The sequence below is a fragment of the Pseudomonas sp. ME-P-057 genome (assembly GCF_030208975.1).
Lineage (GTDB): Bacteria > Pseudomonadota > Gammaproteobacteria > Pseudomonadales > Pseudomonadaceae > Aquipseudomonas > Aquipseudomonas lutea.
In genome coordinates, this window is sequence record NZ_JARVSX010000038.1 from 217,423 (window position 1) to 243,119 (window position 25,697).

The 25,697-nt window shown below is 60.9% G+C and carries 16 protein-coding genes and 2 tRNA genes; 12 read left to right on the top strand and 6 right to left on the bottom strand.

Annotation, left to right across the window (positions count from 1 at the left end):
- Positions 1-878: 878 nt before the first annotated feature.
- From QRN48_RS20575 to QRN48_RS20585, 3 genes are all read left to right on the top strand, one after another.
- Positions 879-1,796: a glyoxalase gene (locus QRN48_RS20575; protein WP_502944651.1), complete on the top strand. Its 918-nt coding sequence runs from the start codon at positions 879-881 to the stop codon at positions 1,794-1,796.
- Between the two features lie 3 nt (positions 1,797-1,799).
- The gene (locus QRN48_RS20580; RefSeq protein WP_502944652.1) at positions 1,800-3,209 is read left to right on the top strand and encodes an alginate export family protein; all 1,410 of its coding nucleotides are present in this window, start codon (positions 1,800-1,802) and stop codon (positions 3,207-3,209) included.
- Positions 3,210-3,609: 400 nt separating this feature from the next.
- Positions 3,610-4,464, top strand: a complete 855-nt coding sequence (locus QRN48_RS20585) for a DMT family transporter (RefSeq protein ID WP_285352819.1) — start codon at positions 3,610-3,612, stop codon at positions 4,462-4,464.
- Positions 4,465-4,716: 252 nt separating this feature from the next.
- Here the strand turns inward: QRN48_RS20585 and QRN48_RS20590 are convergent, their stop codons facing one another.
- Positions 4,717-8,190, bottom strand: a complete 3,474-nt coding sequence (locus QRN48_RS20590; RefSeq protein WP_285352821.1) for a hybrid sensor histidine kinase/response regulator — start codon at positions 8,188-8,190, stop codon at positions 4,717-4,719.
- A gap of 238 nt (positions 8,191-8,428) precedes the next feature.
- Here QRN48_RS20590 and QRN48_RS20595 point away from each other — a divergent pair, with 238 nt between their 5' ends.
- Together QRN48_RS20595 and QRN48_RS20600 are read left to right on the top strand one after the other, a co-directional pair.
- Positions 8,429-9,574, top strand: a complete 1,146-nt coding sequence (locus QRN48_RS20595; RefSeq protein WP_285352823.1) for a TDT family transporter — start codon at positions 8,429-8,431, stop codon at positions 9,572-9,574.
- Positions 9,575-9,722: 148 nt separating this feature from the next.
- Positions 9,723-11,594, top strand: a complete 1,872-nt coding sequence (locus tag QRN48_RS20600; RefSeq protein WP_285352826.1) for an MFS transporter — start codon at positions 9,723-9,725, stop codon at positions 11,592-11,594.
- Between the two features lie 277 nt (positions 11,595-11,871).
- Here QRN48_RS20600 and QRN48_RS20605 read toward each other — a convergent pair whose 3' ends face one another.
- Together QRN48_RS20605 and rdgC are read right to left on the bottom strand one after the other, a co-directional pair.
- The gene (locus QRN48_RS20605; RefSeq protein ID WP_037013892.1) at positions 11,872-12,834 is read right to left on the bottom strand and encodes a bile acid:sodium symporter family protein; all 963 of its coding nucleotides are present in this window, start codon (positions 12,832-12,834) and stop codon (positions 11,872-11,874) included.
- 144 nt (positions 12,835-12,978) lie between these two features.
- A complete protein-coding gene (gene rdgC, locus QRN48_RS20610) occupies positions 12,979-13,899 on the bottom strand; it encodes a recombination-associated protein RdgC (protein ID WP_037013889.1) in 921 nt (306 codons plus the stop codon).
- 159 nt (positions 13,900-14,058) lie between these two features.
- Between rdgC and QRN48_RS20615 the strand changes: the two genes are divergently transcribed.
- Positions 14,059-14,134, top strand: a tRNA-Val gene (locus QRN48_RS20615).
- Between the two features lie 19 nt (positions 14,135-14,153).
- Positions 14,154-14,230, top strand: a tRNA-Asp gene (locus QRN48_RS20620).
- Between the two features lie 362 nt (positions 14,231-14,592).
- Here QRN48_RS20620 and nirD read toward each other — a convergent pair.
- On the bottom strand, positions 14,593-14,970 hold the full coding sequence (gene nirD, locus QRN48_RS20625) for a nitrite reductase small subunit NirD (protein WP_285352829.1): 378 nt from the start codon (positions 14,968-14,970) through the stop codon (positions 14,593-14,595).
- Entirely contained in the window at positions 14,967-17,528 is a 2,562-nt protein-coding gene (nirB, locus tag QRN48_RS20630; RefSeq protein ID WP_285352831.1) for a nitrite reductase large subunit NirB, read from the bottom strand. The genes nirD and nirB overlap by 4 nt, the downstream gene beginning before the upstream one ends.
- Before the next feature lie 609 nt (positions 17,529-18,137).
- Here nirB and QRN48_RS20635 point away from each other — a divergent pair.
- From QRN48_RS20635 to QRN48_RS20655, 5 genes are all read left to right on the top strand, one after another.
- Positions 18,138-21,944: a bifunctional nitrate reductase/sulfite reductase flavoprotein subunit alpha gene (locus tag QRN48_RS20635; RefSeq protein ID WP_285352834.1), complete on the top strand. Its 3,807-nt coding sequence runs from the start codon at positions 18,138-18,140 to the stop codon at positions 21,942-21,944.
- A gap of 192 nt (positions 21,945-22,136) precedes the next feature.
- A complete protein-coding gene (gene bamJ, locus QRN48_RS20640) occupies positions 22,137-22,925 on the top strand; it encodes a BamJ family beta-barrel-assembly machinery protein (protein ID WP_037013885.1) in 789 nt (262 codons plus the stop codon).
- A gap of 414 nt (positions 22,926-23,339) precedes the next feature.
- Positions 23,340-23,789, top strand: a complete 450-nt coding sequence (locus QRN48_RS20645) for a YkvA family protein (protein ID WP_037013883.1) — start codon at positions 23,340-23,342, stop codon at positions 23,787-23,789.
- Between the two features lie 141 nt (positions 23,790-23,930).
- Positions 23,931-24,299 (top strand): helix-turn-helix domain-containing protein, encoded by a 369-nt coding sequence (locus tag QRN48_RS20650; RefSeq protein ID WP_285352837.1) that lies wholly within the window; start codon positions 23,931-23,933, stop codon positions 24,297-24,299.
- Complete coding sequence (locus QRN48_RS20655) at positions 24,296-24,670, top strand: hypothetical protein (RefSeq protein ID WP_191944855.1); 375 nt, start codon at positions 24,296-24,298, stop codon at positions 24,668-24,670. The genes QRN48_RS20650 and QRN48_RS20655 overlap by 4 nt, the downstream gene beginning before the upstream one ends.
- A gap of 415 nt (positions 24,671-25,085) precedes the next feature.
- On the opposite strand, the gene QRN48_RS20660 is transcribed toward QRN48_RS20655, so the two are convergent.
- Entirely contained in the window at positions 25,086-25,544 is a 459-nt protein-coding gene (locus tag QRN48_RS20660; protein WP_285352840.1) for an REP-associated tyrosine transposase, read from the bottom strand.
- Positions 25,545-25,697: the final 153 nt, after the last annotated feature.

Genomic DNA, 25,697 nt, shown 5'->3' on the forward strand with positions numbered 1-25,697 from the left:
GTTTTTTTGCGCCCGGATTTCGCGTCAGTGCCGGAGCGCAAATGCTGCAATCCTGTCTGAATGCACGCATTGCCATTGCAGGAGCGCGCTTGCCCGCGAAGACGCCGGCCCACCCGACATCGTCCTCGCCTGACACACCGCCTTCCCCAGCAAGCCGGCTCCTACGAATGTGGTGCAAGCCCGCGCGATCGAAATGCAACCCCGCCGAATGCACGCAATTTCCACTGGCATGCATGCCCCCAATTGAACACGAACCCGCTGGATGCACGCCATCCATTGTAGGAGCGCGCTTGCCCGCGAAGAGGTCGGCCCACCCGACATCGTCCTCGCCTGACACACCGCCTTCGCCAGCAAGCCGGCTCCTATAGGTTCGGTGAAAACCGTCCCCCGCTGAAGTCGTCCTCACTGGATGCACGCCATTCCATTGTAGGAGCGCGCTTGCCCGCGAAGACGTCGGCCCATCCGACATCGTCCTCGCCTGACACGCCGCCTTCGCCAGCAAGCCGGCTCCTACGAATGTGGTGCAAGCCCGCTCGATCGACATGCAACCCGCTGAATGCGCGCAATTTCCACGGGCATGCATGCATGCCCGCTCGATCGAATGCGAGCCCGCTGGATGCACGCAAATACCACTGGCATGCATGCCCCCGATTGAACGCGAATCCGCTGGATGCACGCAATCCCACTGTAGGAGCCGGCTTGCTGGCGAAGGCGCCGGCTCAGACGTTGCAGCAGTAAACGTTGAACTCGTCCGCGCATACCCGTGAAAGTGGTGCCGGCGACACGGTCGCAAGGGCATATCCGGCAAATAGCACGTCCATTCAATCCTCCGGGCGCGCATCGGCGGACCCTGTGTTCAGCCTTTTTCCCCGGAGACGATGTCCATGCGCGCCAGATTCCTGATGCTTTCCGCCACGCTGTTCGGCCTTGCCGGTCCGATGGCGGCGGTGGTTGCCCCTACCGTCGCCTTTGCCCAATCGGCTGCAGTGGCCGTGGCACCCCAATACGACACCACGCACGTTTACGTGGCCCCTGCAGACGTGGATCGCTTCGTCCAGAGCTTCACGGCCACATTTGGCGGCCAGAGCACGCCTCAGGTCGTGGTCAACGTCCTGCCAGTGCCCAGCAGCACCACGTCCCAGCTGATCCAGACGCCAGTCGGCACAGTGTCGCTGTTCGGCTTCAAAACGCCGATTCCGCGCCCCTTCGGCGACGAGCGCAATGGCTATCTAGTCAAGGACATGGACGTGGCGATCAAGGAAGCACGTCAGGCCGGCGCCGATGTGATCGTGTCCGATTTCCCGGACCCCATCGGCCGCGACGCGGTGGTGCAATGGCCGGGCGGCGTGAACATGCAGCTTTACTGGCACACCAAGGTGCCTAATTACGCGCCGTTTCAAACCGTTCCTGAAAACCGTGTGTACGTGTCCAACGACCGCGCCGCTGCATTTGTGAAAGCGTTTCTGGCGTTTTCCCACGGCAAGGTCGTAAGCGATGACAAGAAGGCCTCAGGCGCTGAAATCGGGCGCACTGATGCCACCTATCACCGCATTCGTATCGAGTCTGCCTTTGGCAAGATGGTGGTGCTGGCAACAGACGGTCATCTCCCGTATCCGTTCGGCCATGACAACACCGGCTACGAAGTCAGCAGCCTGCAAGATACCCTCGCTAAAGCCAGGGCAGCGGGCGTCAACGTGATCGTCGAGCCTTTCACCAGCGCGGGTCGCACAGCGGCCATCGTTGAGTTTCCGGGCGGTTATGTCGCAGAAATCCATCAGATCGCCGCGGCCGGTTGACCGATGGCGAGTGTGCGATACGCATCAGGCCTGAGCGGTGTGTGCCTGGCCATGGCCCTGCCACTGTTCAGCAGCCAGGTCAGTGCGGAGACGATCGAGTCCAGGCCGGTGATCAAAACCAATCGCTGGCAGGAGGATTGGTCGGTCCTGGCCAATCCGACCCTCAGGACTGCGCCGCTGGACAGCTTCAAGTACATCCCGTTGTCCGCCCGCAATCCACAGACCTACTTGTCATTGGGCGCCACCCTGCGCGAACGCTTCGAGATGAACGACGCCAGCGCATTCGGGACGCGCAATGTGGCCAGGGATGCCTACCGGTTGCAGCGTTTTCAGGTGCATGCCGATCTGCACTTCAACGAAAACTGGCGCGTCTTCACGCAACTGGAAGACGTGCGCGCCTACGATAAAACCTCCCTTGGCGGGGCCGACCAGAACCGTGTCGACCTGCGCCTGGCGTTTCTGGAGTACACCAAAAAGCTCGGAGACAACACGTTCAAGGCGCGTGTGGGGCGGCAGGATTTCGCCTTCGACTTGCAACGCTTTATTTCGTCCCGTGACGGGCCAAACGTGCGCCAGTCGTTCGATGCGTTGTGGGCGGACTGGGAGACAGGGCTGTGGCGTTTCATCGCCATCGCCAGCCGACCGGTGCAGTACCAGGACGAGCGCCACTTCGATGACCGCTCGAACCACGAATTCCGCTTCCACATGCTGCGCGCGGAACGCCTGGTGGGCGGCAGCAACGAGCTGTCGGCGTACGTCGGCCTGTATGAGCGCGACGACGCCAACTACCTGGACGCCAGCGGTGCAGAGCATCGGAACATTTTCGACGCACGCCTGGGCGGAGCGGCCGATGGCTACGATTGGGACCTGGAGGCGATGGGGCAGACCGGTTCGGTCGGCGCCAAAAGCATTCGCGCCTGGGCGGCCGGCAGTCGCGTCGGTTATACCTTCGCGGATGTGAACTGGACGCCGCGTCTGGGTCTGCAGATGGATGCGGCTTCGGGCGATCGCAACAGCGGCGACGGCACATTGGGCACCTTCAACCCGCTGTTTCCCAACGGTTACTACTTTTCGCTGGGTGGCTATACGGGTTATGCCAACATCCTGCACGTAAAACCGTCGATCACGGTAAAGCCCATCGCCAAGCTGAGCATTCAGACGGCGCTCGGGCTGCAATGGCGAGAAACCACCGAAGACGCCGTATACGTGCAACCCAACATTGCGGTGGCCGGCACTGCAGGGCAGGGCAGTCGCTGGACGGGTGCCTATGGGCAAGTGCGCACCGACTATGCCTTCACCGGTAACCTGAGCGGCGCCATCGAGGCGGTTCACTATGATGTGGGCCAGTCAGTGCGTGATGCCGGCGGGCACGACAGCAACTACCTCGGTGTGGAGTTAAAGCTGTCCTGGTAACTTCGCATCAAGCCTGTGAACGACGTCGCGCCATGACATTGCGCACGGCAGCGATGGCTGGTTATAGTCGGCCTCGTTGCCGTGGCACTTGGCAACGCTGAGTTATTTCCTTTTCAGAAGATGAGTTTGATGCCTGCTTCCAGCACCCCTCGGTTCGCCTTATCCGCCACAGCTTGCGCTGTTGTGGAACCGTGCGGTTGCCTGCAAATCGCTTTCATCACGCGTTACCCCCCACCTTCCCCTGTGAACAGCCCTGTCGTGTGCGCCGTTGCGCCGCCAGGGGTCGTTGTGCTCGGCTGACGGGCTGCCTCATCGCTGCCCACCCAGCCTGCAAACGCTCGCAAAACATCCGTGAATCCGGTGATGCCGGGTCCGATTTTGTCTGAATCACAGGTGAATCATGTTCGCTCATAAAGCTTTGGCCTCGATGGCCACGACCACGCTGTTTGTCCTGCTGTGGAGCAGTGGGGCAATTGTCTCCAAGTGGGGGCTGACTCACGCCTCGCCGTTCGCGTTTTTGCTGTTCCGTTTTTTGCTGGCGCTGGTGGCCCTGGCTATTCTGATTCCTGCCCTGGGTTACAAACTGCCGGCCACTCGGGCTTCGATGCGCTTCGCATTGATGACCGGCGCGGTGCTGCTGGGCGCTTACCAGATTTGCTATCTGCTGGCGCTGGACATGAAAGTCGCGCCGGGCGTGATGGCGACGATCATGGGCGTACAGCCGATCCTGACGGCGGTGCTGGTGGAGCGCAGCCGTTCCGTATCCCGCACGTTCGGCCTGACCCTGGGGCTGGCGGGCCTGGTGTTGGTGGTCTGGCAAGGCATCGGTGACGGCGGCTCGCTCGCTGGCATGGCATTCGGTGTGCTGGGGATGTTGAGCATGACGGGCGGCTCGATCATGCAAAAGCGCATCACCGACAATCCGCTTGGGACCCTGCCGGTGCAGTACCTCGCCGGGACGCTGGTGTGCGCGGCGTTTGTGCCGTTTCAGCCGTTCCATTTCGAGCACAGCGTCGGCTTCTATGTGCCCGTGCTGTATATGGGGCTGGTGGTGTCGGTGCTGGCGACTTTTCTGCTTTACCGACTGATCGCTCAGGGCAATCTGGTCAACGTCACCAGTCTGTTTTATCTAGTGCCCGGCGTAACCGCGATCATGGACTACCTGATCTTCGGCAACCGCCTCGCACTTATGAGCCTGCTGGGCATGGTGTTGATCGTCGTTGGGCTGGTGTTTGTGTTCAGGAAGGTCAAGTAGCGACGACGGCCCGTAGCCGTCGCCCAGAGTCAAAGACTTCGCGGGCAAGCGCGCTCCTACACTGATCGCGTTACGGCACGCTGTCTCGGCATGGCGCATGGAACGCGGAGGCGCGTCCTGACGCAATCTCTCGGCACGCCGGCCATTTGTAGGAGCGCGCTTGCCCGCGATCTGGCGCGCAGCGGCAGCAAAACTGCGCAGGCGGTGAGTCAGACAAAATGCGGTGCTTCAGGCGACACCGAGAACCAAGGCTCACCCCAACCGCACATGCCGGCTCAACAAAGCCCGCAGCGCCGCAGGCTTTACCGGTTTGGCGAGATATTCCAGGCCGGCGGCATGCACCTGGGCAATCAGCTCCGGGCGCCCATCAGCGCTGATCACGACACCCGGCACCGGCTCGCCCAGTTGCGTGCGCAGCCAGGCCATCAGTTCGGTGCCGACTTCGCCGTGATCCAGATGGAAGTCCACCAGCGCTAGGTGCGGACGGATGCCCTCATCGAGCAACGCCTGGCACTCCTCGCGATTACGGGCGGTCCAGACCTGGCAGCCCCAGCGGCTGAGCAGACTGTTCATACCGATCAGAATGCTGTCCTCATTGTCGACGCACAGAATCTGCGTACCGTTGAGCGCAGTGCCGAGGGATTCGGGCGGCGCGGCGTGCACCAATGGCTGAGCGGCGGCCAGCGGCACAGTCACACTGAACACGCTGCCCTTGCCCGGCCACGAGCGTACCTCCAGCGAATGACCAAGCACCCGACACAAGCCATCGGCGATCGCCAGACCCAGCCCCAGACCTTTCTCGGCACGGGTCTGGTGACTGTCCAGGCGCTTGAACTCCTCGAAAATCACCTGCCGCTTGTCTTCGGGAATGCCCGGCCCACGGTCCCAGACCTCCAGGCTCAATTGCCCGTGCCGGCGCCGGACCCCCAACAAAATCGGCCCCTTGGCGTAACGAAAGGCATTGGTCAGGAAATTTTGCAGCACCCGACGCAACAGCTTGGCGTCGCTGGTCACTCTCAGCGCGCTGCTTCGGACGCGGAAGTCCAAACCCTGCTCCTGAGCGAGGGCGGTGAATTCCGCTCCCAGGGTTTCAAATACAGTGTTGAGCGCAAACGGCGTGATAGTGGGTGTGAACTTGCCATTCTCCAGCCGCGAAATGTCCAGCAGGTCACTGATCAGGTCTTCGGCCGAGCGCAGCGAGCTGTCCAGATGATGGATCAGCTGCTTCGCCTCCGCAGGCACGTTGTCGTCGTTGTGCAGCAGGGCTGCCGAAAACAACCGGGCAGCATTCATGGGTTGCATCAGGTCGTGGCTGACCGCGGCAAGAAAGCGCGTTTTCGACTGATTCGCCGCCTCGGCGTGGGCCTTGGCCTCCGTCAGCGCGGCGTTCAGCTGCGACAGCTCACGCGTGCGTTCGGCGACGCGCTGCTCAAGACTCTCGTTGGCACCCTTGAGCGCGTGCTCGGCCTCGCGAAACGCTGTGATGTCGGTAAAACTCATCACGAACCCGCCGCCAGGCATCGGGTTGCCGATCAGCTCAATCACCTGGCCATTCGGAAACAAGCGCTCGGAGGTGTGCGCGCGACCCTGACGCATCCAGTGCAAACGCCGGGCGACATGCACCTCCGCCTCTCCGGGCCCGAGCAAACCGCGCTCGGCGTTGTAGCGGATGATGTCGGCTATGGGCCGGCCCACGCTGATCAAACCCTCCGGGTAATTGAACAGCTCCAGATAGCGCGCGTTCCAGGCCACCAGGCGCAGGGACTGATCCACCACGCTGATGCCCTGGGTGATGTTTTCAATGGCGCCTTGCAACAGGGCACGATTGAACTGCAGCACTTCGGACGCTTCATCGGCGATGCGTACCACGTCCTCAAGTTGCATGTCGCGGCCTTCGATCGCGGCCTTCACTACCGCCCGTGTCGACGAAGTGCCCAGCACGCCGGCCAAGAGGCGTTCGGTGTGGGCGATCCACTCGCCCGTAGCGTTTTGATTGGGGTTGAATCCCTTGCCCTGGCGATAGGCGAAGCGGATGAAGCTTTGCTGCGCGCGTTCTTCGCCCACGAAACGCGCAGAAAGCTTGAGCAGATCCTCTATCTGCACCGCCAGCAGCGAGCGATTGTTGGGCCGCGCTTGAAGTTCCTGGCCAATAAACCGTCCCGCCTGCCAGTGCTCGGACACCCGTGTCCGCGACAGCAATGAAACCCAGACGAACAGCACCAGATTGCCCAGCATCGACAGCACCACACCTTGAGTCAGTGGGCTGATCGGCAGATTGAACGGATTGCTGTGCAGCCACGCCAGCAGGGGAAAGCTGTGCAGCGGCCAACCCATGCTGTGAGCGATGATCGGCAGCACCAGCGTGTAAAACCAGATGAACACGCCGGCAGCCAGCCCGGCGAACACGCCCCGTCGGTTGGCCGGTTTCCAGTAAAGCGCGCCGATCATCGCCGGCATCAACTGAGTGATGGCGGCGAAGGCGATCTGGCCGATGGTTGCCAGGCTGGCGGTCGATCCCAGCAAGCGGTAGCTGACGTAGGCGAGCAGCAGGATGACCACGATGCTGACCCTGCGCACCGACAGCATCCAGTAACGGAACGCTTCGAACGGGCGCTCGGCGGTTTTGCGCCGCAGCAGCCAGGGCAGCAGCATGTCGTTGGACACCATGGTCGACAGCGCGACGCTGGCGACAATCACCATGCCGGTGGCCGCAGAGGCACCGCCAATGAACGCCAGCATCGCCAACGCCGGATGCGCATGGGCCAGCGGTACGCTGATGACGAACGAGTCCGGCAGCACCGAGGCAGGCAGCAGCATTTGCCCGGCCAGCGCAATCGGCACCACAAACACCGCGGCCAGCAGCAGATAAGCGGGGAAAACCCACTTGGCCAGGCGCAGGTCCTGGGGTTCGATGTTCTCCACCACCGTGACGTGAAACTGCCGGGGCAGGCAGATGATCGCCATCATGGCGACGCCGGTCTGCACCACCATCGAGGGCCAATTGACCGTTTCCTTCCAGTACGCCTCAAGCCGTGGCGCGAGCATCGCCTGATTGAACAGATCGTCCACCCCGTCGTAAAGCCCGAACGTGATGAACGCACCAACGGCCATGAAAGCGAACAGCTTGACCAGCGACTCGAACGCAATCGCCAGGACCATGCCCCGGTGGTGTTCGGTGGCGTCGAGGTTGCGGGTGCCGAAGACGATGGTGAACAGCGCGAGCACCAGGGAAACGATCAATGCGGTGTCTTGCGCACGCGTGCCCGTCGCGTCGGCGCCGGCACCGATGAGGATGTTCACCCCCAGCACGATGCCTTTGAGTTGCAGCGCAATATAAGGAAGAACGCCGATCAGGCAGATCAGCGCAACCACCACGGCCAGCGTCTGTGACTTGCCATAACGGGCAGCAATGAAGTCAGCGATGGAGGTGATGTTTTCCTGCTTGCTGATCAGCACCATCTTCTGCAGCACCCAGGGTGCGAGCAGCAACAGCAGAATCGGCCCGAGGTAGATGGGCAGGAACGACCACAGCTGTTCTGCGGCCTGGCCAACCGAGCCGAAAAACGTCCAGCTGGTGCAGTAGACCGCCAGCGAAAGGCTGTACACCCAGGCGCGCAGTCGCGGGGGCAGCGGCGCACTGCGACGGTCCCCGTAAAAGGCGATGGCAAACATGATGGCCATATAGGCCAGGGCGACGGCAGCGATCAGCCCGCTGGACAGCGACATGAGGAACTCCAGAGACAAGCGGCAAGCGGGTTCAACGGCGATCCATCGCCGGCCGGACAGTCTCGCATGCCCGGTAAGGTTCGTCTGTTACGACCAAGGTCTGAGCGGTGCGTTGCCGCAGGGACCTTACTGTTCGTATATCTGTTAAATCTATGAGGTATAGCTAAATTACCCGCTTAGTAGATAACAGCGCGAGCCCTAAGATGGAGATCACCTCACACGAGGACAGGAGCGAGCCATGAGCCATACCTTTTTTATCCCGCGCAGGCCGTTCAGCCAACTGAGCCACCCCCGGGAAGTCATTCGCCAGTTCACCCCCAACTGGTTCGCCGCAACCATGGGCACCGGGATTCTTTCAGCGGTGCTGACCCAGCTTCCGGTGAACCTTCCCGGATTGCGCGTAATAGCCGAGGGATTGTGGCTGCTTAACATCGTGCTGTTCCTGACTTTCAGTGCGCTCTACCTCGCCCGCTGGATCCTGTATTTCGACGAGGCGCGGCGGGTATTCGGCCACTCCACGGTGTCGATGTTCTTCGGCACGATCCCCATGGGCCTGGCGACCCTCATCAATGGGCTGTTCACCTTCGGCCTGCCACGCTGGGGCAATGCAGTGCTGCCGTTGGCCGAGCTTTTGTGGTGGCTGGACGTCGCCATGTCGCTGGCTTGCGGCGTGCTGATCCCGTTCTTGATGTTCACCCGCCAGGAACACCGCATCGACCAGATGACCGCCGTCTGGCTTTTGCCCCTGGTGGCCTGTGAAGTGGCGGCCGTCAGCGGCGGGCTGCTGGCGCCTCATCTGGCCGAGAGCCACAGCCAGTTCAGCGTGCTCATTACCAGTTACGTGCTGTGGGCGATGTCGGTGCCGGTCGCGTTCAGCGTCCTGACCATCCTCTTGCTGCGCATGGCCCTGCACAAATTGCCCCATGAAAGCATGGCCGCATCCAGTTGGCTTGCATTGGGGCCCATCAGCACCGGCGCCTTTGGCCTGCTTGTTCTGGGCGCCGACTCGCCTGCTGTGTTCACTGCCAACGGGTTATCCGGCGTCGGCGAGATTGCCTCCGGTTTAGGGCTGCTGGGCGGGGTGATTTTGTGGGGCGTCGGCGTGTGGTGGTGCCTGATGGCGCTGCTGATCACCGCGCGTTATCTGCGCGACGGCATTCCGTTCAATCTGGGTTGGTGGGGTTTTACCTTTCCGCTGGGCGTGTTCGCATTGACCACGCTCAAGCTGGGGGCGGTGCTTCATCTGGCGTTCTTTTCAGTCCTGGGCTGCGCGTTGGTCGCTGCGCTGGCAGTCCTGTGGCTCGTCATCATGAACCGCACCGTGCGCGGTGCTTACAGGGGCGAGCTGTTTGTTTCGCCCTGCATCGCGGCCAGGGCAGGGTAAAGCGGGTTAACGGGCGCAGCGCTCCAACGAGGGATACGTTCGAGCGCGTGCTCGACTTTGCCGCCGGTTACGTCTTCAATGTGGCCCGGAACCGACATCCAGCGTTCCAATCCGAAAGCCGTTCGCGGCGCCACTCAGGACAGGGAAGATGAGTCAGTCGCAGTTCAGTTTGTTGGGTAAACGGCGCTTTCTGCCGTTCTTCGTGACCCAGTCCCTCGGCGCGTTCAATGACAACATCTTCAAACAGTCGCTGATTCTCGCCATTCTCTACAAGCTGAGCATCGACGGCGACCGCTCCATCTACGTCAACCTGTGTGCGCTGCTGTTTATCCTGCCGTTCTTCCTGTTTTCTGCGCTGGCGGGGCAGTTCGGCGAGAAATACCCCAAAGACAAACTGATCCGCATGATCAAGGTGCTCGAGATCGGGATCATGCTGGTGGCCGCCGCGGGGTTTCTCTTCAATCACCTGTCGCTGATGCTCGCGGCGCTGTTCGCCATGGGCACCCACTCGGCGCTGTTCGGCCCGGTGAAGTACTCGATCCTGCCGCAGCATTTGCATGACAACGAATTGGTCGGCGGCAACGGGCTGGTGGAGATGGGCACGTTTCTGGCGATTCTGGCGGGCACCATCGGTGCCGGGGTCATGATGTCGGCGACTGACTATGCACCCGTTGTCGCGGCGGCCATGGTGTCGGTGGCGTGTCTGGGGTGTCTCGCCAGCCGGGGCATTCCACCTGCGGCTGCGGCTTCGCCGGAGATGCGCCTGAACTGGAATATTTTCAGTGAATCCTGGGCCACGCTGAAGCTGGGCCTGGGGCAGACCAAGGCGGTGTCGCGTTCCATCGTCGGCAACTCGTGGTTCTGGTTCGTCGGTGCGATTTATCTGACGCAGATTCCGGCCTACGCCAAGGATTTCCTCTACGGCGACGAGACGGTCGTCACCCTGATTCTCACGGTGTTCTCCATCGGCATCGCCGCAGGCTCAATGCTCTGCGAGCGACTGTCCGGGCGCAAAGTGGAAATCGGTCTGGTGCCGTTTGGCTCCATGGGCCTGACCGTGTTTGGCTTGTTGCTGTGGTGGCACTCCGGAAATTTCCCGCAGAACGTGCAGGCCAACAACTGGCTGGCGATTCTGGGTTACGGGCAGGCATGGTGGGTGCTGCTGGACATCCTCGGTATCGGTGTTTTTGGAGGCTTTTATATCGTGCCGCTGTACGCGCTGATCCAGTCGCGAACCCCGGAAAAAGAGCGCTCGCGGGTGATCGCTTCCAATAACATCCTCAACGCGTTGTTTATGGTGGTCTCGGCGATTGTCTCGATCCTCCTGCTGAGCGTCGCGAAGCTGTCGATTCCGCAGCTGTTTCTCGTGATTTCGCTGATGAACATCGCGGTCAACGCCTACATCTTCAAGATCGTGCCCGAGTTCACCATGCGTTTCATGATCTGGCTGTTGAGCCATTCCATGTACCGCGTCGAGCACCGCAACCTTGATTTGATCCCTGACGAGGGCGCAGCGTTGCTGGTCTGCAACCATGTGTCGTTTGTCGATGCGTTACTGATTGCCGGGTCCGTGCGCCGCCCGATCCGCTTCGTTATGTACTACAAAATCTTCAACCTACCCGTGCTCAACTTCGTTTTTCGCACGGCGGGCGCCATTCCGATTGCCGGCATCAAGGAAGACAAGGCGGTGTTCGACAGCGCATTCCAGCGCATTGCCCATTACCTCAACGACGGCGAGTTGGTGTGCATTTTTCCGGAGGGCAAGCTCACCACTGATGGCGAGATCGACACATTCAAAAGCGGCATGACCCGCATTCTGCAAGAGACCGACGTGCCAGTGATTCCATTGGCGCTGCAAGGATTGTGGGGCAGCTTCTTCAGCCGCGATCCGAACAAGGGCGTGCTGCGCAGGCTGTGGTCGCGGGTGACGCTGGTGGCAGGACCGGCGTTGAGCGGTGAGGCGTCGCAACCGTCGCTGGTGCGTGAGCGGGTGGCGGAATTGCGGGGGGCGGTGCGTTAGCAGGCGCACCAACCTTCGCGGGATGCGCCAGCTGACGCCTTAATTCGCTGGCTGGCCCTGAACTGGAGCCGGCTCGCTGGCGACAGCTGACGTTGAACCGTAGGAGCCGGCTTGCTGGCGAAAAGCGGTGTGTCAGACAGCGTTAATCTCGTTGACAGATCGGGTTCGCCAGCAAGGTGGAGCGCCACCCCGGCGGCTCCTGCGGGTTCTGCGTTTGCCGTCGGACCGGTGTACAACCGGCACCGGTGTTCGACGCAGAACCGGGAACTGATCTGGGTCACCCTACAATCGGCTTGTCTTCCTCAACCACCGCATCCGGCGTCATCTTCCTGAAGTACGTCGAAAGCAGCGCCCCGGAAATGTTGTGCCAAACGCTAAACAGCGCACTGGGCACCGCCGCCAAAGGTGAAAAGTGCGCAGCAGCCAGGGCGGCACCGAGCCCGGAGTTCTGCATGCCGACTTCAAGCGACAGCGACTTGCGCTGGGCTAGCGGCAGTTTGAACAGCTTGCCGGTGAAGTAACCCAGCAAAAAGCCGAAGCTGTTGTGCAGGATCACCACGGCCATGATCAACAGGCCTGATTCGGCGATCTTCGCCTGACTTGCCGCCACCACCGCGCAGACGATCATGACGATGCTGACCACCGACACCAGTGGCAGCACGTCAACGGCAAATTGCACCTTCGCGCCCAGCAGTCGTTGAGCAATGACCCCCAGTACGATGGGCAACATGACCAGTTGCAGGATCGACCAGAACATTTCCATGAAGGACACCGGCAACCACGCCGACGCCAGCAGCCAGATCAATGCCGGTGTCAGCAAGGGGGCGAGGAGGGTGGTCACCGCCGCAATCGCCACCGACAGCGCCAGATCCCCTTTCGCCAGCCAGGTCATGACGTTGGATGACGTGCCGCTCGGGCAGCAGCCAACCAGGATGACGCCGACCGCGATTTCCGGCGGCAAATGGAACACTTGGCAGAGCAGCCAGGCAACACCGGGCATGATCACGAAATGCGCGACCACCCCAAGGGCCACACGCCAGGGATGGCGTACGACTTCAGAAAAATCATCAAGCTTGAGGGTCAGCCCCATGCCGAACATGACCAGCCCCAGCAACGGCACGATGTAGGACTTCAGGCCAATGAACCAGGACGGGAACACGAACGCCAATACGGCGAACAGCAGCACCCAGTACGCGAAAGTATTACCGACAAAACGACTCAACGCAGCCAGGGCGCGCATGACCTGCTCCTTTCTTGTTGGTATGAGGTGGACTTCTAAACTGTACGAGCAGGCTTGCTGGCGAACGCGGTGGATCACCAACATTTAAGTGATCTGACTTAATGCGTTCGCCAGCAAGCCGGCTTCTGCAGAGAGAGGTGAAAATCAGATCCCCTGGGGAATCTCTTCGCCGCCCAGTGCTTCCATCAGCTCCGGCAAAAACTCGCCAAAGGTCAGCATCATCAAGGTGAAGCTGGCGTCCTGTTGACCCAGCGCATCGTCGCCGCCGTTTTGCTCGGCTTCATCCTGCAGCAAGTCTTCGAACTTCAGGCGCTTGATGCCCAGCTTGTCGTCCAGCACGAAAGACAACTTGTCCTGCCATGCGAGCGAAAGTTGGGTGACGACTTTGCCGGTGCTCAGGTGCAACTGGATTTCGTCGCTGGTCAGGTCCTGACGTTTGCATTTCACAACGCCGCCGTCTTCGTGGGTGTCGCGCAGTTCGCACTCGTCCAGCACAAAGAAGTGCTCGGCGGTCTGGCTGGTCTTGACCCATTCGGTCATCACCGCAGTGGGCGCGGTTTTGACGGTGACAGGGCGTACCGGCAGCGAGCCCACCACTTCACGCAGCGTCGACAGCAGGTCTTCGGCGCGCTTGGGGCTGGAAGCATTGACCAGAATCACGCCTTGCTTGGGGGCAATGGCGGCGAAGGTGGCCGAACGACGAATGAAGGCGCGCGGCAGGAAGGCCTGGATGATTTCGTCCTTGAGCTGGTCACGCTCCTTCTTGTAGACCTTGCGCATCTGCTCGGTCTCGATCTCTTCGACTTTCTCTTTCAACGCGTCGTTGACCACGCTGCCGGGCAAAATGCGCTCTTCCTTGCGCGCCGAAATCAGCATGAAATCACCGCTGACGTGCACCAATGGCGCGTCCTCGCCCTTGCCGAACGGGGCGATGAAACCGTAAGTGGTCAACTCCTGGCTGGCACAGGCACGTGCAGGCTTGGTCGCCAACGCGGTTTCCAGCGCCTCGGCGTCAAATGGCAGGTCCTGGGTCAGGCGATAGACAAGCAGGTTTTTGAACCACATGGGGTACAGCTCTCCTTTAAACAAAGGGGGGCATTATTCGCTCCTGCGACCCTGCGGCCAACCCTCATGTAAGCCTTTGGAAGGGTTATAAAAATTATTTAAAAAAGTGCTTGCCAGCTTTTTGATCGCTCCGTAGAATGCGCGCCACACCGAAGCGAAGGGTGATTAGCTCAGCTGGGAGAGCGTCTGCCTTACAAGCAGAATGTCGGCGGTTCGATCCCGTCATCACCCACCATTCGTTTCAAGTGTTACGCGCAGCGGTAGTTCAGTCGGTTAGAATACCGGCCTGTCACGCCGGGGGTCGCGGGTTCGAGTCCCGTCCGCTGCGCCATATTGAGTTACGAGGCCCTTGAACTCCTCGTAACGACAAAGAGAGCGACCTTAGGGTCGCTTTTTTTGTGCTTGGGATTTGTTGAGCGTCTACAGGACGCAGAGCGTCGCGGGGCTGCATTAATGATCAGGCAACGATCAGGCAACGATCAAGCGACGATCAAACATCTGCCCCTGAACTGGCCTCTTCCCGGCTAAAGCCGGTCCCACGAAAAGCAGAGTGCATCCAGAGCCGGTCCCACAAGAAGCAGAGCGTGCATCCATCGCGGGTCGCGGTGACCCCGACTGTGGGACCGGCTTCAGCCGGGAAGCTGTTGATCCATTCTTGATCTGCTTTCGATCTCGGTCGGCAAGGCGGGACTGTCATCCCACATCAATCTCCACAACATCCCCCACCAGCCGAACCGGCCAGGTCTTAAGCCGCAACGTCCCGTCTTCAAGACACGTGCCGTCTTCAAGTCGGTAATGCTGCTTATATAAAGGTGAAGCGATCACCAGATCCCCGCCCAGGCTGCCAATCAGTCCCCGCCCAATCACGTTCACCCCGGTCGCCGGATCGCGATTGTCCACGGCAAACAAATGCGGTGCGCCACCAATGGCGGCCACATAAAACAGCGCTACCTGCGTGTGGCCCACCAGCGCCACCACTCCGGAATTCAATACCAGATCCTCGCGCGCGCACACCGCGCGCCAAACCTGGACTTTGGGCATGTCCATGACTAACGCGTTGACAGGGCTCATCGTGCAATCTCCTCAGCGGCAATCAGGTTGATTTCGCCAGCACGGGCAGGCCGGCGCTGGCTGCGTTCCTTGACGAAATGGATGTCCGGGTCCGCAGCCTTGTCGTTGACGAAGGTGCGGAAGCGCTTGAGTTTTTCCGGGCTTTTGAGCGCGTTCGCCCATTCGCATTCGTAGCGGTCGACCACCAATTGCATCTGCGCCTCCAGCTCGGCGGCCAGCCCCAGGCTGTCATCGATCACCACCGACTTCAGGTAATCCAGACCGCCTTCCAGCGACTCGCGCCAGACCGAAGTGCGCTGCAGCTTGTCGGCGGTGCGGATGTAAAACATCAAGACGCGGTCGATGTAGCGAATCAGCGTTTCGTCGTCCAGATCGGTGGCGAACAATTCGGCGTGGCGCGGACGCATGCCGCCGTTGCCACACACGTACAGGTTCCAGCCGTTCTCGGTCGCGATCACACCGATGTCCTTGCTCTGCGCTTCGGCGCATTCCCGGGTGCAACCGGACACCGCAAACTTCAGCTTGTGTGGCGAGCGCAGGCCTTTGTAACGGTCCTCGATGCTGAGGGCCATTTGCACGCTGTCCTGGACGCCGTAGCGGCACCAGGTGCTGCCCACACAGGATTTCACCGTGCGCGTCGATTTGCCGTAGGCATGACCGGTCTCGAACCCGGCAGCGATCAGCTCCGCCCAGATGTCTGGCAGCTCATGCAGCTGCGCGCCGAACAGGTCAATGCGCTGGCCGCCGGTGATCTTGGTGTACAGGTCGTACTTCTTGGCAACGGCTCCAATGGCGATCAAACCGTCCGGGGTGATCTCGCCCGCAGGGATGCGCGGCACCACCGAGTACGTGCCGTTCTTCTGCATGTTGGCCATGAAGGTGTCATTGGTGTCCTGAAGCGGCACCAGCGAAGGGTCCATGATCGGCCGGTTCCAGCACGACGCAAGGATAGAACCTACGACGGGCTTGCAGATATCGCAGCCCAGATGACCCTGCCCGTGCCGCGCGAGCATGTCGTCAAAGCTCTCGATGCTTTCCACGCGGGCGAGCGCGTAGAGCTCCTGGCGAGTGAAGGCGAAGTGCTCGCACAGGCTTTTATCCACGGCGACGCCGCGCGCGATCAGCTCATGTTCGAAGACACTTTTAAGCAGGGCCGCACAGCCACCGCAACCGGTGGCCGCCTTGGTGCAGGCCTTGAGGCCGGCGAGGTCGGTGCAGCCGCCGTCGATGGCCGAGCAGATCGAGGCTTTGCTGACGTTGTGGCACGAGCAAATGGTGGCAGAGGCAGGCAGGGCATCAGCGCCGAGGGTGGGCGCGCCATCGCTGTGCGGCAGGATCAGGCTCGACGGATCGGCGGGCAGTTTGATGCCGTTCTGCGCGTATTGCAGCAGGGTGTCGTAGTAGCTGTTGTCGCCGACCAGCACCGCGCCAAGCACTTGCTTGCCGTCGGCAGAGACCACCAGGCGACGGTAAGTGCCGGTGGCCTCATCGATGAACCGATAGCTGCGCGCGCCTGTCAGTGCGCCATGCGCGTCACCGATGGAGCCCACGTCAACGCCGAGCAATTTAAGTTTGGTCGACATGTCCGCACCGAAGAACGGCTCGGCGTCCAGATCACACAGCTGTGCGGCGACGTTGCGCGCCATCTGGTAACCGGGCGCGACGAGGCCGAAGACGCTGCCGTTCCAGGCGGCGCACTCGCCGATGGCATAGATATGGGCGTCGCTGGTGCGGCAGTGCTCGTCGATCGCAATGCCACCGCGCGGGCCCAACGCCAGGTCGCATTGGCGGGCGAGGGCGTCCTGCGGGCGGATGCCGGCGGAGAACACAATCAAGTCGGTTTCAAGAAACTCATCTCCGGCGAAATTCATGCGGTAGCGGTATTCCTCTCCGGCGCTGATCGATTGCGTGGCGCGAGACAGGTGCACGCCGACGCCGAGCGCTTCGATCCGTGCCTTTAGCGCTGCGCCGCCGTGGTCATCAAGTTGCACGGGCATCAGGCGCGGGGCAAATTCCACCACATGGGCCTCCAGCCCCAGCGACTTCAGTGCGTTGGCCGCTTCCAGTCCGAGCAATCCTCCGCCGACCACCACCCCGCGTCTCGCCTGGCTCGCGGCGGCGCGGATGGTGTCAAGGTCGTCCAGCGTGCGATACACCAGCCGTGAGTGGCCTTCGGCGCCTTCGATGGGCGGCACAAAAGGGTACGAGCCGGTTGCCAGCACGAGCTTGTCGTAACCGAAGCTGCCCGTGGCGGTGACCACCTGGCGCCGGGCCCTGTCGATTTCCAGCACCGGAACGCCCAGGTGCAACGTCAGGCCGGCCTGCTCATATAAAGCTGCGTCACTCATCGCCAACGATTCGGCATCACGGCCGCCAAAGTATTCGGACAAATGCACGCGGTCGTAGGCCCGTTGGCCCTCTTCGCCGAACACGTGAATGTGATAGCGCTGGAGGGCGCCAGCGGCGATCAGCTGTTCGACGCAGTGGTGACCCACCATGCCGTTGCCGACGACGATCAGGGTTTGGACATCGTTGAGTGGGGCGACTGTGGTGTTCATATCGAGTCCCGGCCAAGGCCAATCAGGTTTTCGAAGCAAAAAAAAGGCGCCCGGAACCTCTCGGTTCCAGGCGCCTTTGCCTGTTCTTTTATCTGTTGCCACTCGACCACAGTGTCGACAGCAACTTTGTGAGCCCAACGCCTTGGGAGGCTGGCGATCCGCATTGACCGACCGGGCTGCCAACCGCGTGTTCAGGCTGGACGTGGTAGGGACGTAGCAATGGCTGTGCCAGCAGCCTTCAGTGAGCAAGTCACGCCTGTATGGACGCGCTCTGCCTTTCATTCTGGCCACAGCGCGCCACGTCGCGGCCAAGCGCGCCTGCAGCCTGTCGCCCGAAAGCTGGGTTTGAGTCAGCCCAAAGTGGCACAACAACAGTGCGATTTCGCTGAAGCCGCCCCATCGTGAAGCCGGCGCCGCCTGCTGGAATTCATCGGGTACCGGCGCAAGATACGGCCAGCAGGTCTTCCAGCGACGCTGGCCTGCCGTTTGCAAAGCCCTGCCTAAAGGCAATCAACGCCGATTGCCATATTCACGACAAAGGCGCCGTGTGCTCTCCGTTTTTCGACGGGTGAGAACAGGGCGTCTTTTTTTGCTTTCAGGAAACCGAATATGGCGATCAACCACATCAAGAGCGTGTGTCCTTATTGCGGCGTCGGCTGCGGCATCGTCATGCAGGTCGAGCACAACCGGGTGATTAAGGTAGTGGGTGATAAAGCCCACCCGAGCAACTTCGGTCGGCTGTGCACCAAAGGCACCACCTGCGGCCAGGCCATCGCCGACTCGGGGCGAATGGACTCAGCCTACGTGCGCCATCAGCGCAATCAGGATCCGGTGCGTGCCGACATGGACGTAGCCATCAGCGAAACCGCCCGCAGACTGCGCGGGATTCTGGACCGTGACGGACCTGGCGCGCTGGCGTTTTACGTGTCCGGGCAGATGTCCCTAGAGGCGCAATACCTGGCGAACAAGCTTGCGAAAGGCTTCGTGCGCACCCCCAACATCGAGTCCAATTCGCGGCTGTGCATGGCCAGCGCGGGCAGCGGCTACAAGCTGTCGTTGGGCGCTGATGGGCCGCCGGGGTCCTACGATGACTTCGACAAAGCCGACCTGTTTTTCGTCATCGGCGCGAACATGGCCGACTGTCACCCCATCCTTTTTCTGCGCATGATGGACCGGGTCAAAGCGGGGGCCAAGCTGATCGTCGTCGACCCGCGGCGCAGCGCCACGGCCGATAAGGCCAGCCTGTTCCTGCAAATCAAACCCGGCACCGACCTGGCGCTGCTCAACGGTTTGCTGCACTTGCTGGTGGAAAACGGCGACACCGACGCCGACTTCATCGCCTCCCACACCCAGGGCTGGGACGCCATGAGCGGGTTTCTGGCCGACTACACGCCTGCCAGCGTCGCGCAGACCACCGGGCTGCCGGAGGACGACATTCGTGAAGCGGCGCGCATGATCGGTTCCGCGGCCGAGTGGATGAGTTGCTGGACCATGGGGCTGAATCAGAGCATCTATGGCACCTGGAACACCAACGCCGTGTGCAACCTGCATCTGGCGACCGGTGCGATTTGCCGTCCCGGCAGCGGTCCGTTTTCCCTGACCGGCCAGCCGAATGCCATGGGCGGAAGGGAAATGGGCTACATGGGGCCGGGCCTGCCAGGGCAGCGCTCGGTGCTGGTTGATGCTGATCGCAGCTTTATCGAAGACCTTTGGCACATTCCCCGGGGCAGCGTGCCCCATCAACCCGGCGGCGGCACTATTGACCTGTTCGAGCAGATGCGTGACGGCGTGATCAAGGCCTGCTGGATCATCTGCACCAATCCCGTGGCCAGCGTCGCCAATCGTAAAACGGTCATTGACGCCTTGAAGGCGGCCGAACTGGTGATTACCCAGGACGCCTTTCTCGACACCGAAACCAACCGTTACGCGGACATCCTCTTGCCGGGGGCGCTTTGGGCCGAAGCGGAAGGGGTGATGATCAACTCCGAGCGCAATCTGAATCTGACCCGCAAGGCGGTCGATGCGCCGGGGCAGGCACTGCCGGATTGGCAAATCATCGCCAGGGTCGCCTGTGAGATGGGCTTTGCCGAGGCCTTCACTTACGCCAGCGCTGAGGACGTGTTCGAGGAAATAAAACAGGCATGGAATCCGGCCACCGGTTACGACATTCGTGGCGGCAGCTATGCCCGGCTGCGTGACCAGCCGCTGCAATGGCCCTGCGGACCTGACAACGAAAGCACGCGCAACCCGATTCGCTACCTTGGCTTTCGAGACACTCTGACCGGCGCCACGACGGCGCCCCGCCCTACAGGCCCGATATTTCCGACGCAGACGGGCAAAGCGGTATTTTTCCCACGGCCACACATGCCGCCCGCTGAACGGCCTGATGATGAATTTCCCATCGTGCTGAACACCGGTCGCCTGCAGCACCAATGGCACACGCTGACGAAGACCGGGAAAGTACCGACACTGAATGCGCTCAACGCGCGGCCTTTCATTGAGGTGCATCCCGACGATGCTAAATCACTGGGCATTCGCGAGGGGGACGGCGTTGAGATTCGTTCGGCACGAGGGCTCGCGGTGCTGCCTGCGATGATCAGCGAGCGGGTACTGCCGGGTAACTGTTTCGCGCCTTTTCACTGGAACGACGTGTACGGCGACAACCTTGCGATCAATGCGGTGACCCACGATGCCGTGGACCCTGTTTCACGACAACCCGGATTCAAATATTGCGCGGTGGCTCTGCGCAAGGTGGAGCTGATTGGCCACCGCTTTCTCGATGAGCCTTCTACCGAGACCGCTGTGCAGGACGCACTCGGAGATGCGCCGTTCTTGACGCTGTTGTGGGCGTCGCAGACTGGGAATGCCGAAGCGTTGGCCAGGCAATTCGGCGACCATCTGCGTAACGCAGGCGTTGCTGTTCAAGTGTCAGCCATGGACAGTTTCCCCATGGCCCGGCTGGACGACGTGCAGAACGTCGCGCTTATCAGCAGCACATTTGGCGACGGCGAATCCCCCGACAACGGGCAACGGTTCTGGCAGGCCCTGGCCACGCGGGACCTGCCGCTGACAGCGCTGCGCTACGCCGTGCTGGCGCTGGGCGATTCCAGTTATGACAGCTTCTGTGAGCACGGCAAGAACCTTGATCGGCGACTGCAACACTTGGGCGCTTCGTCGCTGATCCCCAGAATCGATTGCGACGGCGACTATCGCACCCACGCGACTCGCTGGTTCGCGGGGCTGCAACAGGCGTTGTCGCTGAATCTTCCTACGTTACCGGTGGGCGACCATGGCGTGGCGCTTGGCGATCATCCTTCACGGGAACGGCCGTATAGCGCTCGATTGGTGCTGAATCGGCGACTGAACGCCAACGGTGCGGCCAAAGACACGCGGCAATTGGCGCTGTGCCTGGAGGGTTCGGGTATTCGCTATGAGGCCGGGGATGCCTTGGGGGTCTGGCCGCGTAATTGCCCGGAATTGGTGAATGAGCTGCTGGAGCTCACAAGGCTGAATGCCGAGCAACCGGTGCGGGCTACGCAGGACACTGATGTGCCGCTGCGTCGGGCGCTGGCCGAGCGTGTCGAAATCGCACGGCCCGGCGTGGAAACGCTGCGCTTCATCGCCGAGCGCAACGGCAGCAACGACCTGAAGACCCTCCTTACCGAACCGTTCAAAAGCGAGCTGAAGGACTGGCTGTGGGGCCGGCAGTTGGCCGATGTGTTGCGCGAGTTCCCCGTCAGCTGCTCTGCGCAGGAGTTGCTGGACCATCTCAAGCCTCTGCAACCGCGGCTTTATTCCATTGCGTCCAGCGCCAAAGCACACCCGGATGAGGTGCACTTGACCGTTTCTGCCGTGCGCTACGGCCAGCGAAAGGGTGTGTCGTCGACCTTTCTCGCTGATCGCGCGGATGACTGCGAGGTGCCTGTTTTCCTGCAGCCTACGCGGCATTTTCGTCTGCCCCTTGATGGCGATGTACCGATCATCATGATCGGTCCGGGTACAGGCGTGGCGCCGTTCCGGGCGTTTTTACAGGAACGGCGCGCGCGGGGTGATCGAGGGAATAACTGGCTGTTTTTTGGGGAACAACATCAGGCGACTGACTTTTACTACCGCGATGAGCTGCAAGCCATGCAGGCGGATGGCCTGTTGACCAGGCTAAGCCTGGCGTTCTCGCGGGATCAGGCGGAGAAGATTTACGTCCAGCAGCGCATTTATGAGCAGGGTGCCGAACTCTGGCGCTGGCTGGAGGAGGGCGCGCACTTGTACATCTGCGGCGACGCCTCGCGTATGGCGCGGGATGTGGATCAAACGCTGCGTCGGGTTATCAGCGAGCAGGGTGGCATGAGTCTCGAAAAAGCGGCCGAGCAATTGCGCTCGCTGACCGAGCAGCAGCGCTATGTCCGCGACGTTTATTAAGGGCGTTCAGATGTCGTAGGACGGGCCGCTGAACCGCAACTGAACGGATTTCTCGATCAAACAAGAAAACCTTTGGATACCTGAACTTATCTGCCTTTTCTCCCTCTCATGCCGGTAGCCATTGATCGCGGCAGCCTGATAAGCTCGCGGCTTTACTCGTTTGCCCTATTGGCGCATGAACAAGGAAACAGAATGAAACAGCATCGGTTGGCAGCGGCGATTGCCCTGGTCGGTCTGGTACTCGCGGGTTGTGACAAGCAAGCCAGCACCGTCGAGCTGAAAACCCCGGCCCAGAAAGCCTCCTACGGCATCGGCCTGAACATGGGCAAAAGCCTGGCTCAGGAAGGCATGGACGATCTGGATTCCAAAGCGGTAGCGCTGGGTATCGAAGACGCCGTTGGCAAGAAAGAGCAGAAGCTCAAAGACGAAGAGCTGGTTGCAGCCTTCGGCGACCTGCAGAAGCGTGCCGAAGAGCGCATGGCCAAGATGAGCGAAGAGTCGGCAGCTGCCGGCAAGAAGTTCCTCGAGGAAAACGGCAAGCGTAAGGAAGTCACCACCACTGCTTCCGGTCTGCAGTACGAAATCATCAAGAAAGCCGACGGTCCTGTACCCAAGCCGACTGATGTCGTCACCGTTCACTACGAAGGCAAGCTGACTGACGGCAAAGTCTTTGACAGTTCCGTCGAGCGCGGCAGCCCGATTGATCTGCCGGTCAGCGGTGTGATCCCGGGTTGGGTCGAAGGCCTGCAGCTGATGCACGTAGGCGAGAAGGTCAAACTCTACATCCCTAGCGAACTGGCCTATGGCGCTCAAAGCCCAAGCCCGACGATCCCGGCGAACTCGGTTCTGGTCTTTGACCTTGAACTGCTCGGTATCAAGGACCCTGCAGCAGCAGGTGCCAACGATGCTGCTGCCGGCGCTGATGAAGAGGAAGAAGCTGCTCCGGCAGCCGAACCGGCCAAGCCAGCCGCCAAGAAGTAAGCGATTCATCGTTTAATCGCTGCTTAAAAAATGCCCCGTCTTGACGGGGCATTTTTGTTTCCGGGTGGATTTGATCGAACCGGGTAAGGGGAAGCGGAGTCCCATGTGCGAAGGTTGTAGCGCCTGAAGCCGGGATTTGTCGGAGGCTGAGCGGCTCGGAACACACCGGCACCAATGTCCATAACTGGGCTAAGTCAACAACTTTGCGCAGCTTTTATGTGAGTAAAAAACGCGCTATCTAAGTCGAGGCCCTATAAAACGGGGGCTTGGCCTTGGAAATACAGCGCTGTTCACAAGGTTATCCACAATTTGTGTGGATAACCTTTGGCTGTTCCGCCGGCTACAGGCAGTGCATTTCTGCAGATGGTAAAGCAGACCCTAAGCCCGATTTTTATCGGTAATGATGGAGTGGATATGAAAGCACCGTGGAATCTCATTCGTTACCTGCCCATGGCCAGACGCCTGATGGCAGCAGGGCGTTTGCCCGCATTGCTGTTTGCCGTCGCGGGTAAAGCCGCCAGCGAAGGTGGTCGGCTAGGCAAACTGAAGGACGATCTGAAACTGCTTCAAGCCTTGTGCCTGGCCTACTGGCGAGGTGAGTACCGGGCGATCAGCGGCAAGGCCATTCTTTCGGTCGTGGCAGGCCTGATGTATTTCCTCAGCCCGCTGGATGCGATCCCGGACTGGATTCCCGGCTTGGGTATGCTTGATGACATCGCCGTGCTCGCTTGGGTGATGAAGCACCTTGAAGCGGAGCTCAGCGCGTTTCGTGCCTGGCGCGAGCAGCAACACCCGGACAAGCTAGCGGTGGTCGAGCGTTTGCCAGCGACGCCTGTGCTGCTTGAGCAAGAAAAGAAGGTCTGACGGGGTTTGGCCGACCATTGATGCAGCCTCGCCATCCCTGGATTGATTGCGCTACCCAAGTCATCGCCCGCCGCTGTTAAGATGCCGCCCATACTTAGAAAAAGACTGCACCAAGCATTTTTTGGTCATACAGGGGGTGGTATGGATATTCAGGTTATTTCGCGGGATGGAGAGCCGGAATATGCCGTGCTGCCTTGGGCCCAGTACCAGGCCCTGTTACGCGCGGCGGGAGTTTCGCCATTGCAGGCATCTTCATCCTCTGTAGGCGCTGCGCCCGAGCCTGTGGGGGCGGCGAATCCGGCCCCCGGCGTGGCAGACCTCCCTTCATTCGATCAGCTAGGCGCGTTGCGCGAAGCCAAAGGGCTCGAAGTGGCGCAATTGGCCCGCGCCGTGGGCATTAGCCCCTCCTACCTGGACCTCATCGAGAATGGTACCCGTCAGCCGGACGCTGCGATTCGTCGCAGCCTGGCATGGGAACTCGGTGTCGCGGGTTGGCGGGGTGAGGCATGAGCGTGCGCATCAGTCGGCAGCATTGGGATGCCCTGCTGGCGGAACTGGACCTGGCGCGTCGCCAGCGTCATCTGGTCACCTACCGCGCGCTGCTCGAACGCTTGCAACTGCCCACCCCCGCCATGCAAACCCTGACCGCAGCCTTGGAGCACCTGGCCGCCATCGACGCGCGTGCCGAGCAGCCACTGCGCAGCGCACTGGTGATCAGTCAGGGCGCGAGTCGTCTGCCGCGCACCGGGTTCTTTGAATGCGTCGAACGCCTTGGCCGGTTCTCCGGTCCTTCCGACGGCATCGCCGCCGCCTCCTGGCACGCCTCCGAAGTGGCCCGGGTCTTCGAGTTCGATTACCCGCAACCGGCTAAGCCAGAATAGGGTTTTGACCGACTTGCTGGCGGACCTGGTTTGCCCGCCGCCTTAAATGTGACTGGCACGGCGCCTTCGCCAGCAAGCCGGCTCCTACAGTGGGTTCTGTGTCAGGTACACAATCCGCGTCGCGCCCAGCAGCGAGCCTGCGTCATACCAATCCGCGCCATGCACGGATCCGTAGGACCCGGCTTGAGCTGAGATGCTGATCGCAGCTGCCACGCTTCGCTACCGCATATTGAAGGCTGCCGCGCGTTTTACTGCCAACGGCATTCTGTAGGAGCCGGCTTGCTGGCGAACCCGGTTTGCCTGCCGCCATCAATGTGACTGACGCGGCACGTTCGCCAGCAAGCCGCCTCCTACAGTGGGATATGTCATCCTTACATCGGGGTAGGGATGACGGCATGCAGACAAGTTCATTGGATCAAACCCATATGGCGTCCCACAGCGGATAGTCATGCACCCGCCTTACGAGCCCGGCGCGGATGGGGTTGGCGATAACGTAGCGAGCCACGGTCTCTAGGTCTTCTTCGTAACGAATGGCCCGGTCGTGAAAGCCCCGCTGCCAGAATCGGCCTGATCGGCCCAGAGACTTGTTCACATTTCGTGCTGTGTGTGATTTCACCGCCAGAACCAAGTCCTCCAGAGTGGAGTTTTCAAGCTCCACCAGCCAATGCAAATGGTCCGGCATCACCACCCACGCCAAGGATTTCGCAAGGCCTTGCCTGTGCGCATCACGCATTTGATGTACGAGCAAACGGCCCATCTGCCAATCTTGGAAGAAGCATTGCCGTTGGTGAGTGACCACTGTAATGAGGTAGATCTGCCCCGGCTGGGAATAGCGTCCATTACGCAACCGTCCTGCGTGGTAGGTCTTCTGCATGGTGAAGCCGTCCTGTCTGGCGAAAGTGCCGGAAGGCTAGTGCGGCGCAGTTTGCTCTGCGTTTGGATTGCGGTTCAAAGTATGACGCGGGTGCAGTTGGTTCCCGTCGCATGGCCGGTTTACAGGGGAACTGCGTAGTGTCAGATGATGTGT